The organism is Candidatus Neomarinimicrobiota bacterium (assembly GCA_016784545.1).
GTDB lineage: Bacteria > Fidelibacterota > UBA8477 > UBA8477 > JABMPR01 > JABMPR01.
The window spans coordinates 1-13,635 of the sequence record JADHUM010000023.1 but is presented as its reverse complement, the minus strand read 5'-3'; the positions used below and the strand labels follow the sequence as shown (position 1 = coordinate 13,635).

The 13,635-nt window shown below is 45.0% G+C and carries 14 protein-coding genes; 13 read left to right on the top strand and 1 reads right to left on the bottom strand.

The window, feature by feature from the left end; translation table 11 throughout:
• The first annotated feature begins 137 nt into the window (after positions 1-137).
• The 13 genes from ISR87_06710 (at position 138) to ISR87_06650 (ending at position 12,844) form a co-directional block, all read left to right on the top strand.
• Positions 138-608, top strand: coding sequence for a single-stranded DNA-binding protein (locus ISR87_06710; protein ID MBL7025133.1), 471 nt, complete (start codon positions 138-140; stop codon positions 606-608).
• 67 nt (positions 609-675) lie between these two features.
• Positions 676-1,371, top strand: a complete 696-nt coding sequence (locus ISR87_06705; GenBank protein MBL7025132.1) for a class I SAM-dependent methyltransferase — start codon at positions 676-678, stop codon at positions 1,369-1,371.
• 17 nt (positions 1,372-1,388) lie between these two features.
• Complete coding sequence (locus ISR87_06700) at positions 1,389-1,886, top strand: NUDIX pyrophosphatase (protein MBL7025131.1); 498 nt, start codon at positions 1,389-1,391, stop codon at positions 1,884-1,886.
• An 88-nt stretch (positions 1,887-1,974) separates the two neighbouring features.
• On the top strand, positions 1,975-2,769 hold the full coding sequence (locus ISR87_06695) for a mechanosensitive ion channel family protein (protein MBL7025130.1): 795 nt from the start codon (positions 1,975-1,977) through the stop codon (positions 2,767-2,769).
• A gap of 77 nt (positions 2,770-2,846) precedes the next feature.
• Entirely contained in the window at positions 2,847-3,884 is a 1,038-nt protein-coding gene (locus ISR87_06690) for a DUF21 domain-containing protein (protein ID MBL7025129.1), read from the top strand.
• 394 nt (positions 3,885-4,278) lie between these two features.
• Entirely contained in the window at positions 4,279-5,274 is a 996-nt protein-coding gene (locus ISR87_06685) for a hypothetical protein (GenBank protein MBL7025128.1), read from the top strand.
• Positions 5,264-6,235 carry a tetratricopeptide repeat protein gene (locus ISR87_06680; GenBank protein ID MBL7025127.1) on the top strand — a complete coding sequence of 324 codons (972 nt, stop codon included), beginning with the start codon at positions 5,264-5,266 and terminating at the stop codon, positions 6,233-6,235. Before ISR87_06685 ends, ISR87_06680 begins: the two co-directional genes overlap by 11 nt.
• Positions 6,236-6,251: 16 nt before the next feature.
• Positions 6,252-7,118 (top strand): tetratricopeptide repeat protein, encoded by an 867-nt coding sequence (locus ISR87_06675; protein ID MBL7025126.1) that lies wholly within the window; start codon positions 6,252-6,254, stop codon positions 7,116-7,118.
• A 34-nt stretch (positions 7,119-7,152) separates the two neighbouring features.
• Positions 7,153-8,523, top strand: a complete 1,371-nt coding sequence (locus ISR87_06670) for a hypothetical protein (GenBank protein ID MBL7025125.1) — start codon at positions 7,153-7,155, stop codon at positions 8,521-8,523.
• 18 nt (positions 8,524-8,541) lie between these two features.
• Complete coding sequence (locus tag ISR87_06665) at positions 8,542-9,348, top strand: MotA/TolQ/ExbB proton channel family protein (GenBank protein MBL7025124.1); 807 nt, start codon at positions 8,542-8,544, stop codon at positions 9,346-9,348.
• Positions 9,349-9,990 carry a flagellar motor protein MotB gene (locus ISR87_06660; GenBank protein MBL7025123.1) on the top strand — a complete coding sequence of 214 codons (642 nt, stop codon included), beginning with the start codon at positions 9,349-9,351 and terminating at the stop codon, positions 9,988-9,990. It begins immediately after the preceding gene.
• Between the two features lie 32 nt (positions 9,991-10,022).
• On the top strand, positions 10,023-11,915 hold the full coding sequence (locus ISR87_06655) for a hypothetical protein (protein MBL7025122.1): 1,893 nt from the start codon (positions 10,023-10,025) through the stop codon (positions 11,913-11,915).
• Entirely contained in the window at positions 11,915-12,844 is a 930-nt protein-coding gene (locus tag ISR87_06650) for a hypothetical protein (protein ID MBL7025121.1), read from the top strand. Before ISR87_06655 ends, ISR87_06650 begins: the two co-directional genes overlap by 1 nt.
• 105 nt (positions 12,845-12,949) lie before the next feature.
• Here the strand turns inward: ISR87_06650 and upp are convergent, their stop codons facing one another.
• Positions 12,950-13,579, bottom strand: coding sequence for a uracil phosphoribosyltransferase (gene upp, locus ISR87_06645; GenBank protein ID MBL7025120.1), 630 nt, complete (start codon positions 13,577-13,579; stop codon positions 12,950-12,952).
• Between the last annotated feature and the right edge of the window lie 56 nt (positions 13,580-13,635).

The following is a 13,635-nucleotide window of genomic DNA, read 5'->3' as shown; positions in this document are numbered from 1 at the left end:
ATAGCCTTAAAACATAGGGGCTACAAAATTGAAGCCTGGATTATTGCCGATATTGAAAAATGGATCAGCGAAACATCAATAATTAATTAGATTAATCGAGATATTTGAACGACCCTCCGGGGTCAAGTGGAGGAAGCATGCAAAAGAATAGTGTTAATAAAGCAATCATCGTGGGGAGAATGGGTCAAAAACCTGAGTTGAAATATACTCCTGCACAGACTGCCGTCACAAATATTACCCTGGCCACCAATGAGACACGCAAAGATGCCAGTGGCAACAATATTGATTCAACTGAATGGCATCGCATTGTCGTTTTTGGCAAAACTGCAGAGTTTGTGGCAAACTATCTTGACAAAGGTTCCCTGATTTATGTTGAGGGTCGTCTTCAGACACGCTCCTGGGAAGATCGAGATGGCGTTAAAAAGTATACAACGGAAATAGTGGCCCTGACCGTAACTCCTCTTGGAGGTGGCAGTGGTGCTGGCTCACAAGGTGGTGGACGCAGCCAGGAAAATAGTGGCGGCTATAGCGGTGGAGCACCTTCAGGTGGTTCAGCTCCCAGTGGCAACCCCTTTGGTGGTGAAGACGACGAGCCTTTGCCATTCTAATTTCCGCAACCCATAATGTTTTATAATGAACAGGCCAGGATTCGAATCCTGGCCTGATTTTTTATTGATGACTGTAAATACTCCCCAACCCTGCCCCCTTTGCTTCCACTCTACACCAGGGCATTTTCACCGAGATTCCAAGCGCGAATATCTGCACTGTCCGGTCTGTGAGTTGGTATTTGCACATCCAGACTCCCACCTGAGTCGGGATGAGGAATTTAAGCGTTATGAGTTTCACCAGAATGATTTCGAAGACCTACGTTACCGTAAATTTCTCACCAAGATGAGTGAGCCCATGTTCAATCGAATTGCTGTGAACTCCGCGGGTCTTGATTTTGGTTCTGGTCCAGGTCCTTTGTTAAAGCGTATGTTCGAAGAACAGGGACATACCATGTCCCACTATGATAGCTTTTATACTCCTGAACAGGAGGTCTTCAATGAGAAGTATGCCTTTATCACCGCGACTGAGGTTGTTGAGCATCTCCATAAGCCCCTTGTAGAACTTGACCGTCTCTGGTCCTGCCTCCAACCCCAGGGATATCTCGGGATCATGACCAGCCTGCGTTTACCAGATCTTGATTTTGCAACCTGGCATTATATCAAAGATGAAACCCATGTTATTTTCTTCTCCCCAGATACCATGACATGGCTGGCCACTCATTGGGGTGCTTCTTTGGAGATCATTGGTGATTCTGTGATTATACTGCAGAAGCAGAATGATTCAGTGCGAAAGGCTGGGAATCGAATCCCCGCTTTGAAATAGCAAGGGTCTCATCCACAATGATAAAATATATCGATGTATTCCCCTTCACCCGTAGCGATAATGGCTTGTGTTTCCTGTTGCTGAGGCGTGCTCCTGACAATAGTTATCCTGGAATTTGGCAACCTGTTGCCGGAAAAATCAAATCTGGTGAAGCAGCCTGGAAAGCAGGTTTACGTGAACTTGAAGAAGAGACCGGGTTTACTCCCCAGCAATTCTATGCCCTGGATCATGTCTCATCTTACTATCTACACGCTACAGATGAGATCATTCATGTCCCGGCATTTATTGCTGAGGTCGAGTTTAAAGATCCTGAACTCAATCATGAGCATGATGCCTTCAAATGGCTGTTTTTTGAGGACACTCTCAAGAGCGCTTCCTGGACACCCTATCGAAAGGCGCTTGAGGCGATACCCCCACTGCTGGAAACTGCTCCTGCCCTGGCCCTGGCTCAGATCGACATCTCGACGGCTGTGAATGGACCCCTGATTAAAACCCCTAACATGAGGAATAAATAGCGTGGTACGATTAATACAGAGCCTTTTAACACAACTTACTGATTATTTCGATCCAGATCGACTTGGCCCCCTTTTGGGTAAATATTTGATGAACATTGTGGTTGGCGGGGTGGTGCTACTCCTGTTCTGGATTTTCTGGCGCATTATAAGAAGCTGGGTGCTTCCGCGATGGAATACCCGTCTGGATAAAACCAGTGCTGCTTTTGTTGAAACCGTTTTGAAGGCCTGTATTCTGACCGTTGCCGTGCTGGTGGCCCTTGGAACAGCCGGGGTTAGAACAACGGCTTTGCTTGCATCATTAGGCGTGTTCGGACTGACAATTGGATTTGCTGCCCGGGATATGCTATCGAATATCATCTCAGGTATTCTGATTTTTCTTGACCGTCCTTTCACTATTGATGACCTGGTTGAGATCGAAGGTCGCTATGGCCGTGTCCAGCGAATTTCACTGCGTTCTACACGAATCATCACCAACGATGGCAAAATGTTAGCGGTTCCCAATACCGAAATCATGACAAAGACGGTGATCTCCTACACAAACTTTCCCCACCTCAGGCTGGATATTGGCTTTACCGTTGGACTGAATGAAGATATTGATGAGGTGCGGGAAATCTTACTGTCCATGATTGCAAGCCAACCACAGTTTTTAAACTCCCCACCGCCACAAGTGGTGGTTACATCCTTAAACGATTACAATAATGCTCTGGAATTGCGGGTTTGGCTGGATGACGAACGGGACAATGCCCAGCAGCGCCTGAATTTACGTGAACTCGTCTTTAAGGAGCTTACAAATGCTCAGATAGAAATGCCCTTTGAGACGTTTCAAATCGCACCCCAGCACCTGACTGTTGATTTAAAGAAAGATGTAACGGACCCAGCCTAATCGCTAAGAGGGTGCATCATACGCAAAGAAAGGGAGTAGAATAGTGATCCATATTTCAAAACAAAAACGAGGTGATTATGGAATGGCTTAATTGGCTGGGGATCATTTTTTGTTTATCGCAGTCAGCAATGTTCTCGGGTTTGAACCTTGCTTTTTTCAGTGTCCCACGGCTCCGACTGGAGATTGAAGCAGGCCATGGTAGCCGTGAGGCTCAAAAAGTGTTAAAAATGAGGGAAGATTCAAATTTTCTACTCAGTACCATTCTTTGGGGAAATGTTGGCATCAATGTACTATTAACCCTGCTATCCAATTCAGTGATGGCTGGCATGGCAGCCTTCCTCTTCTCCACAGTATTAATTACCTTTTTTGGTGAAATTATCCCTCAGGCATATTTTTCTCGACATGCACTGAAAATGGCTGCCATTCTTACCCCTGTTTTAAAGATCTATCAGTTCATCCTTTATATTGTGGCCAAACCATCTGCCAAACTCCTTGATGTATGGCTGGGTGCTGAGAGCATTCAGTATTTCAAGGAGAAAAGTCTGAAGCAACTCATTCGCAGGCATGTTGAAGAAAGCCATGACATTGATCAGGTTGAAGGAATCGGTGCCATCAATTTTTTGTCCATAGATGATCTGTTGATTGGAGAAGAAGGGGAACCCCTGCATCCGGAAAGCATTATCACCCTGCCTGTCAAATCCGGCCAACCCGAATATCCCCCCATTAAAAAATCTGTGGATGATCCTTTTCTACTCAAGTTGAACAAATCCAAACGGAAATGGGTCGTCATTATAGATGAGCTTCAAAAGCCACGCTTTGTGGTTGATGCCGATGGGTTTATCCGAGCCGCCCTCTTTGATCCGGAAACTTTCAATCCAGATGATTATACCCACCGTCCAATTGTGGTCTCCAATTCCAGCAGCCCCCTGGGTGAGGTTATCAAAAGATTTGAAACTGTAACAGCAGATCATGAGGATGATGTGATTGCCAATGATGTGATAGTCGTGTGGGGTAAGCAAAAACAAATCATTACCGGGGCTGATATCTTGGGTCGTCTGATGCGAGGTATAATCAAAGGACATGATCCTGATCATCTGGATCGCACCACAACCTGATTCCCAAGGTAACTGCTTTCTTCAGTCACTGAAGTTCTTCTGGTGGAGCTGTTATTTCACATCCAGATGATTTTGAGGGATTCGTCGCCTGCCCTCGCTCTGGTAAAAATTTTACTAAAAAATGAGAATTATCACTTAAACCCTTGATTTTTTTGTCCAAAACCTCTCTTTTAGCCCCTTTTATTCCACAAGATACGGAAACCCCCTCATTTAAAACCACAATATGTAGTATCACTTAAAGCATTTTCTTAAGTAGTCGCTATAAGTGCCTAAAAAACAGTTGTATTTTCTTGACAAGATTTTATTAGCTCGCTAAATTCTTTACGAATGCGGTGCAGGACAGGTTACACTCCGCATAAAATTGGAAGCGATGTTAAGTCGGAAGAGGCTGCGTATGAAGCGATACAGCTTACAAGTACTGTTATTGGCTCTAACCCTGACATTTGTACAGTGCTCAATGTTCGGTGGAAAATCCAAACCGGAAGAAGAGTCATGGGACAAATCGTCAGCACGACGTGATTCAACAACCCGTGCTGAATCTGCAGGTGTCGATGCTCAGGGGACTGATGAATCTGCCTGGCAGAGTGGTGAACAAGCTGATAACCTGATCTATAATCTTGATCAACTTAGAAATAAGAAACCAGAAGCTGGCGAATCCGCTGATTTTGTCACCAGCGAAATCAACTATGAAGTCAAACGTCTCGCTGCTGAATTAAAATATGTCAAAAAGAAATTGACCGAACTTCAAACTCAGAGTGAAGTCTGGACAAACCCCTTAAGTATATATAGTAAAGAAGTACATTTAGAAAATGGCACCAAGCTGTTTGGAGATGTCATCGATCAGGACAAAGATAATATCCAGGTCAAAACGCTTATTGGTGTGCTATCCGTCTCCCGGGATCAAGTCCTACGTATTGTAGATAACATTCCTACCTCCGATGATGCTCCTGCTGTTACGGCTGGAGATGCAGCTCGAGGTGGTGCTCCCATGAACATCAATGGTGATCGTGCAAATATGGCCGGAACCCAGGATGTCAAGGGCGAAACACGGGATAGCAAATATACAGGCAACGTCGTTTTATCCGGCAGCATCAAAGAACGCAAGGACCGCTCCGGGAATACCATCCTGTCAGGAGTGGTAAAAAATATTGGTGGTCGTCGAGCTGACTTTGTGAAAGTAAATTTTCTGTTCAGAATTAACTGGAGTGGTGATACACGCGAACTTACAGCATTTGTCAAAGGCTCTCATCATGTATTCTCCAGCGGTGTCAATACTGACACATCTCTATTTCCCGGTGCCAGTGGTGAATTTGAACTTTATGTCCCCAATTCATTTGGCTCCTTTATAGGATATAGCTATTCCATCGATTGGGAAGAGCATGATATCTAAACATTCACTTATCGTAACGCTTTCTCTGGTAACCCTTCTGGGACTCATGGCTTGTACGCCAAAAGAACCTGCCACACCTGCTCCAAGTATTGAGCAGATGAAATTGCAATCCCAGATGAAAGCACTTTCAGCCGAGGTTGTCAAATTACGGGAATCCCGGGAAGAGGTGGAACTCCTCAAAGCCAGTATCGCTGCCATGGATACACAGATTGCCATCTATCAAACCAAGTTGGAAGAAAAAGCTGAACAACCCGTTATTGAAGTGGTCGCAACTCCCCGTGATCCAGATATTATCAATCTTAGAGGCAATATTTATGTGCTGATTCGGGAAATAGATTCCTTGAAAGAAGGCATGAAGAATTTATTGCTCTTAAATGACTCTCTTGAAATTCAAATAGAGCAACTCGCCCTGGAAACCCATGCAGGTGTGGTTATGGAACCAATTGCCAAAAAGATGGTGCCTGTGGAGGCCAAGCCCGAACCGGTAAAAGTAAAAACCATACTTCAGGTGACAGAGACTGCTCCAGTTGAGAAGAAACCAGTTTCAGCCGTTATCCTTTCCTCCAAGGCTCGCGGTTATACTTTAAATACAGAGTATCGCATGGCGTACAATGATGCGCTCAATAATTATTTCAATAAAGATTTTCTGGAAGCCATTCAGGAGTTCCGGATTCTGATCGAAAGAGAACCTTCCGGTGCTTATGCAGATAATGCCCAATACTGGATCGGTGAATGTTACTATTCTTTGGAAGATTATGAATCTGCAGTTACCGAGTTTGAAAAAGTCTTCACTTTTGCGGAAAACAATAAGAGTGATCACGCACTTTTCAAAATCGCCATCAGTTATCAGCAACTCGGTCGTTATATGAAGGCCCGAGAAAGCATGGAGCATTTTCTCTCTGAATATCCTGATAGTGAACTGGCAAATCAGGCCCGAGACTTCCTAAAGGGAAATCGCTAGAACTAGAACTATGAAAATGCAGCCAACATATATCATCCTGACTATCCTGCTCTTTGGATTGACTGCTTTTGGTCAAACCAATCCTGGAAGTCTACTCTATGATATTGGCATAAGAATAGAAGATACTACCAAACTTGATCCTGACCTGAATCCCGATACCCTTGATTCCCCTGAATTGTTGGGGCAGCAGATGGAACTGGAAGAAGAGTTAAATCGATATCAGCATAAATTAGCTGAGACTGAAGTCCGTTTGAGATACCAGACCCAGGTAATTGACAGTTTGCAAACTGAGATTGCTCAGATTAGAGCTGCTGGAGAAACTGATCGTGCCTTATTAAGCACTCGAATCACCAGCTTGGTTGGTCAACAGGAAAATGCCCGAAAAACCCCAGATTTTACACCTGGCGAAAGCCAATCCTCAGATAGTGTCTTTGCTGAATTGCACACGCCCTGGAAGCATGCCAATGTAACAACTGCGCCTGCCATCCAGACATATTCTGGTCCAAGAATGAGTGAGCGTGAAGAACAGGCCGCATACAGAAGTGGACTCACAAAGTACCACCAGGAACTTTACTACCAGGCCATTGAAGATTTTAACAACATCGTTAGAAGTGGTGTTGATGTGACCATGCGCGCCAATGCTCAGTATTGGGTTGGTCGCTGTTATTTTGAAAAAGGACTTTATGATGAAGCGATTAGCGCGCTTGAACAAGTGCAACGCTTCGAGAATTCTGACAAGCTGGATGATGCTCTCGTTATGATCGGTCTGGCATTTAAAAACAAGAATCGTCTACCGGAAGCCAAGCTGGCATTTCAAGAGCTGGTTTCCCGTCATCCAGGAAGTGAATATTTGACCCTGGCCAGACGATTTGTGCAGGAATGATACGAGATGAGAGGCTGATCCTGGAGATCATCATATGAAAACATTAAAGCATATATTGATTTTAGTTATTCTTACTTCGGGCATGGCTGTTTATGCGCAGACAAGCTTGAATTACTCCCGGCCGGGACCCATGATGCATATTCCAACATCCAGCCTGTATAACGAGTCCTATTTATTACGTCTTGGGGTTGCTGCTCAGTCGACCCGCGGCGCCTTTGAAACCGAGTTCTGGAACAAGGGGTTCTTCCTGGAAACTGATATTACCCGTGATTTCCGTCTGGGGCTCTCTGCTATCCAGTCTGGATCCAGTGCCAACGAAAATGATATCGCCCTGCATATCCAAAACCGACTACTGACGTATGGTGAAACCGCTGTTGGGATTGGCGTAAATGATATTAGCGTTAGCAATACTTCAGCAGACACTTCTGGTATTGAAGAACGTGTTCGCAATCTCTCCTACTATATGCTGCTCAGTCGTGAGAACAGTTTTTCCGAGTACAATCTCAAAACTTATCTGGGTATTGGCTCTGGTCGTTATGGCTCCAATTTTGGAAAATTTGACATTGATACGACCACTAGCGCTACCGGTGATACCATTAAGACCCCAAAAGCTAACAGTATTGGCTTCTTTCTGGGGCTATTATTGAACACCAATATTATGGCTGATCGTGGTGGTCTAGATTTCATTATTGAATTTGATGGTGTGGGTATCAACGCTGGTGTGAAGATACCATTGACCCATGAATACCATATCAATCTGGGTTTCTCCAACATGCAAAATTTACCCTATCTGGGTGAGGATCGTGAGAACCCACCCGGTATAGGAATCGGACTTGATTATTTTCTACCCCGTGTCAAATCGGCTGCCAGTAAACAACGTGGTGGTATCAAGGTTTCAGGCGTTGTCACTGAAGACGGCTTGCCCATGCGGACGGTAATTGACTCCAGTTGGCACAAGGCCCAGGAACGTCAATTGCTGGTTCTTAGGGACTCCCTGAGAATGTCTAGCGCTGAAATTGAACAACTCAACCGTATGGTAGAACATCTAGAACAAAGAAATCAGGTCTTGGAAGATTCGGTGGCCTCTCTCCAGTTGGCACGCCATGTTTCCGATGCCCAGATCAACCAGGCTTTGAAACACCTCTCTCGCTCGTTGCGTCTCTTCTATAACGAGGAATATGATGATGCTCTGATTGAGATAAATGAAGCTTTGGAGTACAATCCAAACCTGGCTTTAGCCTATGCCAGACGGGGGTCAATCTATTACAAGCTAAATCAGATCGATAGAGCAACCATCAATTGGAACATTGCGCTTCAGATCGACCCCGGATATGACGAAGTACGTAATATCCTGCGTGCTTTAAACGAGAATCGGTTGCGTTCAGCCGTTTCCGCAAGGGATTAACAGGAAAAGGATTAGCATATGGATTTTGCAACCATTATTGGGTTATTATTCGGTTCAGGCTTGATTGGATACGCCGTATTTGAAGTATCTCAAGTTCTCCCAAACGGTGTGATGACCTTTGTGGACGTCCAGTCTCTCATGATTGTATTGGGTGGTACTATTGCCGCCACAGCCATGGCCTTCCCTGTTAAAGAAGTACTCTCGCTGTATACCAATCTCTGGGCCGTTTTTAAAGGTGACAATCACAATGATAGTGACACACTTCGTGAATTAGTTGAATTGGCTGCCGTTGCCAGAAAAGGTACAGCTGATCTTGAAAAAGCCACGGATGGTATAAAAGACTGGTTTATGAAAGACGGTGTACAGATGATTGTTGATGGTCTCCCTGAAGAAGATATCCGCAATATCATGGAGACACGGGTGGTCAATCGGGAACTTCGTGAAGATGCTGAAGCCAATGTGTTTAAGACCATGGGGGTATTCTCACCAGCCTTTGGTATGGTTGGAACCCTGGTAGGTCTGGTGGCCATGCTTTTTGCCATGGGTGCTCCATCTGATGGAAGTGGTGGAAATGACGATCCTGCAGCAAAATTGGGACAATCTATGGGTGTTGCCCTGATTACCACCTTTTATGGCGCTCTCTTTGCCAACCTGTTCTTTTTACCCGTCGCAGCAAAACTGCGCTCTCGCATAGATAAGCGAAATATTACTCAGAATATGATTATTGATGGGGTTGTAATGCTCAAGGTCAAAAAGCATCCCATCCTGGTGAGAGAATTCTTGAACTCATATCTTGCACCACGTGACAGGGTTTACGAGGACTAAATGGCAATTGAACCAAAAAAGAAGCAACAACAGGACGAAGGCGGCTGGCTTACCACCTATGCTGACATGATGACCCTGCTCATGACTTTTTTCGTGCTCCTTTTTGCAATGTCCACTTTGGATCCCGTCAAGCTGGAGCAATTTGGTGATTCAACTAAAAAGGACAAAGGATCCGCAAAGAAGTCCAAAAAGGTTTCCTTAAGTCAGATTAATAAAGAAGTAAAAAAATTAGTGGTGGAGCAGGAGCTTTCGAGTCAGGTCACAGTTTCTATGAATGCCCGGGGGGTTACCCTGGGAATTGCCAGCGATCTAGCTTTTGGCTCAGGAACTGCCATCCTTTCAGGACCAATTAAATCATTTCTTGTGAAATTGGTCAGCACCATGGAAAAGGCGACTTACGCCATTGCAGTTGAAGGACACACAGACAATGACCCAATACGGTCGAGTCAGTTTCCGTCCAACTGGGAGTTATCTGCCGCCAGATCCAGTGCCGTGATTCGGTATTTAACCGAACAGGGTATTGCTGCTGATAAATTCCGGGCTATCGGTTTTGGCGATACGGTACCATTGGTCGCAAACGATACTCGCGCGAATAAAGCGAAGAACAGACGCGTTGATATAACATTTCTAACGATCGGTTAATGATAACCAGCGCTAGAAACGAGGAGAAGCATATGAAGTATCCAGCATTTAAACACATCATAACAGGCGGTATTATTACCACACTGATTTTGATCTCTCAGGTGTTCGCACAACCGAGCGCCAATAAAGAGGTGCTTTCTCAAAAAATACTACTGGAGAATACTATTCATCAAAGAGTGAGTGATGCTGTTTACCGTATCCTGCGTCATGAAAATTTCATCGTCAATGTCAACGTGGTCATGGAAGCAACACCTACTCAGAAATATACAACTGTTTATGAAGCCCCTGGATCAAAAAAGGAAAAAGTTAGTCCTGAACAAGAAATTTTTAAGCAATCCCTGAGCAAGACACCGGGAATGAGCAAATCATCCAGTGTAAAAACTGAAGATGCTGGTGCCCAAAAAACCCGGACTGTTCTCAAAAAGCGTCCCATTAAAACTGATGTACCATCTGATATACCTGGATTTCCTGGAATACAGTCACCAGGTTTTGAATTATATGAAGAAGAGGTTCCTGTCGAAGTAGACAACAATGAAGATGTTGTTTTTGCGGCAGCCGAAGACCTGGACGAAATAGCAGAAATCCCCGATACCACAAACAGCGAAGTCGCAGCTGAGGCAAGCCTATCTCTGGAAGAGAATGAAGTCATCCTCGAAGAAGATATTAAAAGCGTCAGCGAAAACACCGATAACCAAACCATTGTGAGCTATTCACAAAGCACCAATCCACAATTATCCCGTCATACAGTAGCCAGTATAAGTGGTCCCAACCTGAGCGTAAAGAAAATGGAGTTAACCGTTATTCTGGAAGACCCCATCTCCCCTCAAATAATTGAAAACATTCGCACCGTCACTATGGTTGCTGCCCATTTCAACCGCCAGCGCGGTGACAAGCTGCAGGTTATGACGGCGGATTTCCAGGGTTCCAACAAGAGCAAACCTGATACAGAACAACTTTTACTAAAATCTATTGCTGAAAAAATGACAGCAATTGAAGCTCGTCAGAAAGAAGAAACTGAAAATAAGCGTATCAAGGATCTGGAATCTCAGCAAGAGCGGATGAAGCTTGACCAGGCCAATAAAGAAGCACGCGATGCTGAAATGGCTCGTATTCGTCTGGAAGAAGCCGAAAAACAGAAAGCCCATGAGGCTGAACTGGCTCAACTTCGGAAACAGGAAGAAGAGCGAATTCGTCAGAGAGAACGAGAATTAACCGACCTTCGCGAGCAAGAGCAAAACCGTCTCACGGAAGAACGGCGACAACTTTTTGAAGCACAACAGTCACAAGCCCAAGATCGGCTGCGTCAGGACTCCCTGAGGCTGGCGCTTCTCTCAGAACAACTTAATGACCTTAAAAAGCAACTGTCAGCAGTGGATCTGGAAGAAGAACAACGGTTGAAGCTTGAGCTGGAACAAAAACGTAGAGAAGCTGAAAAGTCAGCCATCAAAGATCGCGAGAACAAGCTTAAACAACAGATGGATGAACTTCAGAACCAGAGACTTCAGGCGACCATGATGCCTGAGGATGAAGATGATCTCCTCTGGCCATTTATTATTGGTGCTGCTGTTCTGGTTGGATTGGCTGTGATTATAGGTGCCCTCATGGGTGGCCGTCGTCAGGCTCCAGAATTACCTCCTTCACAGGACATGGCCCAGGCCCCTGTAGAGCCCGAACCAGCTCCTGAAGTAAAAGCTGAACCTGAAGAAGAGGAAATTCCCGAACCAGAGATTGATCCTGATTTGATTGATGAAGTTGATAGTATTAAAAAATCAGTCGTTTCTCTGGCTGTAAGCAAGCCGGGTTCGGCCTCCAGTATCGTCAAAGACTGGCTCCAGGACACTGGTGAGGCTGAAGAAGAGGATGCAGAAGAGGCTGAGGAAGAAGAAAAGTCTAATGGTAAAAAGAAAAAGAAGGGGCAAAAATAATGGCTACCCCAAAAAAATTAGCCGGCATTGATAAAGCCGCAATTCTTTTTGATATATTGGGAGCACGTCTTGCAGGACAACTGTTCCCCAATTTGAGCGATCAGGAGATCATAGCGGTTCGCCAGCGTGTGCCTCAAATAAAAAATGTCCCTTTCGAATTTAAGAAGCTGGTTCTTGAGGAATTTTACTTCTCCTTTATGTCCAAGAAATTTGCCGCAGAGGCCAAGGATGCGACCTCCCAGCCCTTTGCTTTTCTTGAAGGAATGTCTGAAGTTCATCTCGCTTATTTGATTCGATCAGAACCAACTCGTTCTATCTCCATACTCCTGGCCCAACTTCCCACAGAAATGCAGGGTCGTTTACTTCAGAGACTTCCCACTGAAGTCCGCACAGAAGCCATGGTTGATCTTGGAAAAATTAAGGATGTTCCCCTGGAAGCTGTTCTGGAAGTGGCCTCAGAATACCGTGATAAAGCCAAGCAGATTCCATCTCAAGCTGAATATTCAGAAGGTGGTGGCAAGGCAATGGCAGGTCTATTGGGAACCATGGACGCCAAAGAACAACGACAATTTCTTGATTATCTCTCCCAGGAAGATCCTGAGTTGGCCAAGGAGGTGAAAAAGCATCACTTCACCTTTGAAAATGTGCCCATGCTCCCGGAAAATATCCTCAGAGATATATTCAATAGTCTGGATTTAGATGATGTTGCTCTGGCATTAAAGGGGCAGGATCAGGAATTCAGTGATAGGGTTCTGGAAAACTTGCCTCAAAAGAAGCAGGCCATGTATGAACCCAAAGAAGGACCCGTTTCTCGCAAGCAGGTGGAGGGAGCACAAAAGAAGGTTGTGGAATTCATCCTACAAATGGACGCTGATCCTAACAATGATTTCAGTATCGAGGAGTTCGCCGAGGCCGACTTTATCGAGTAGCTAGCTGACAAAGATATCTCCGCTGTCCTGCACTAGCGAGATAGGAGGGGAGGCAGTCCGCCCGGACTGTCCTCCCTTCCGCTGTTTTTGGGCTGAACCTAGAGCTCAAGTCCCAAAATATCGATCACCGGCATCCCCTAGTCCAGGGACGATGTAGCCAACCTCATTTAATCGTTCATCTATAGAAGCAGTAAAAATGGATACATCAGGATGCTTTGTAAAGACTTCTTTTATGCCTTCTGGAGCGCAAATTAGAGTCAACAGTCTCACGTCTGAAGCACCTCTTGCTTTTAACAGGTCAATAGCAGCACACGCACTTCCCCCTGTTGCCAGCATAGGATCCATGAGAAAACAGCTATGTGCCGATGTTGAAAAATCCGGTAAGTTTTTGTAGTAATATTGGGGTTCTAGACTCTCTTCATCCCGATACAGCCCCACAAAACCTACCTGTGCATCTGGTAAAAGACTAAGACCGATATCAACCATTGCCAGGCCTGCTCGTAGAACAGGGATAAACCAGATGTCATCAGCGAAAACCATTTCAGTCGTTTTTTGAAGGGGTGTTTCTACACTTTTCTCAACTGTGTTTAATGATTCAGTCGCTGCCATGAGAACCATGCTGCTGAGTCGCTGGGCTGCTTCTCTAAATCGCTGACTGTCAGTGTCTTTACTTCTCAGGATGGCTAAGTTGTGTGAGACGAGTGGATGAGATTTCAACTCAATGACTTGGGACAACAGACACTCCGAATTTATGGTTTTAAAATGCTTGTACTAAAAGTAATCCCGGATAA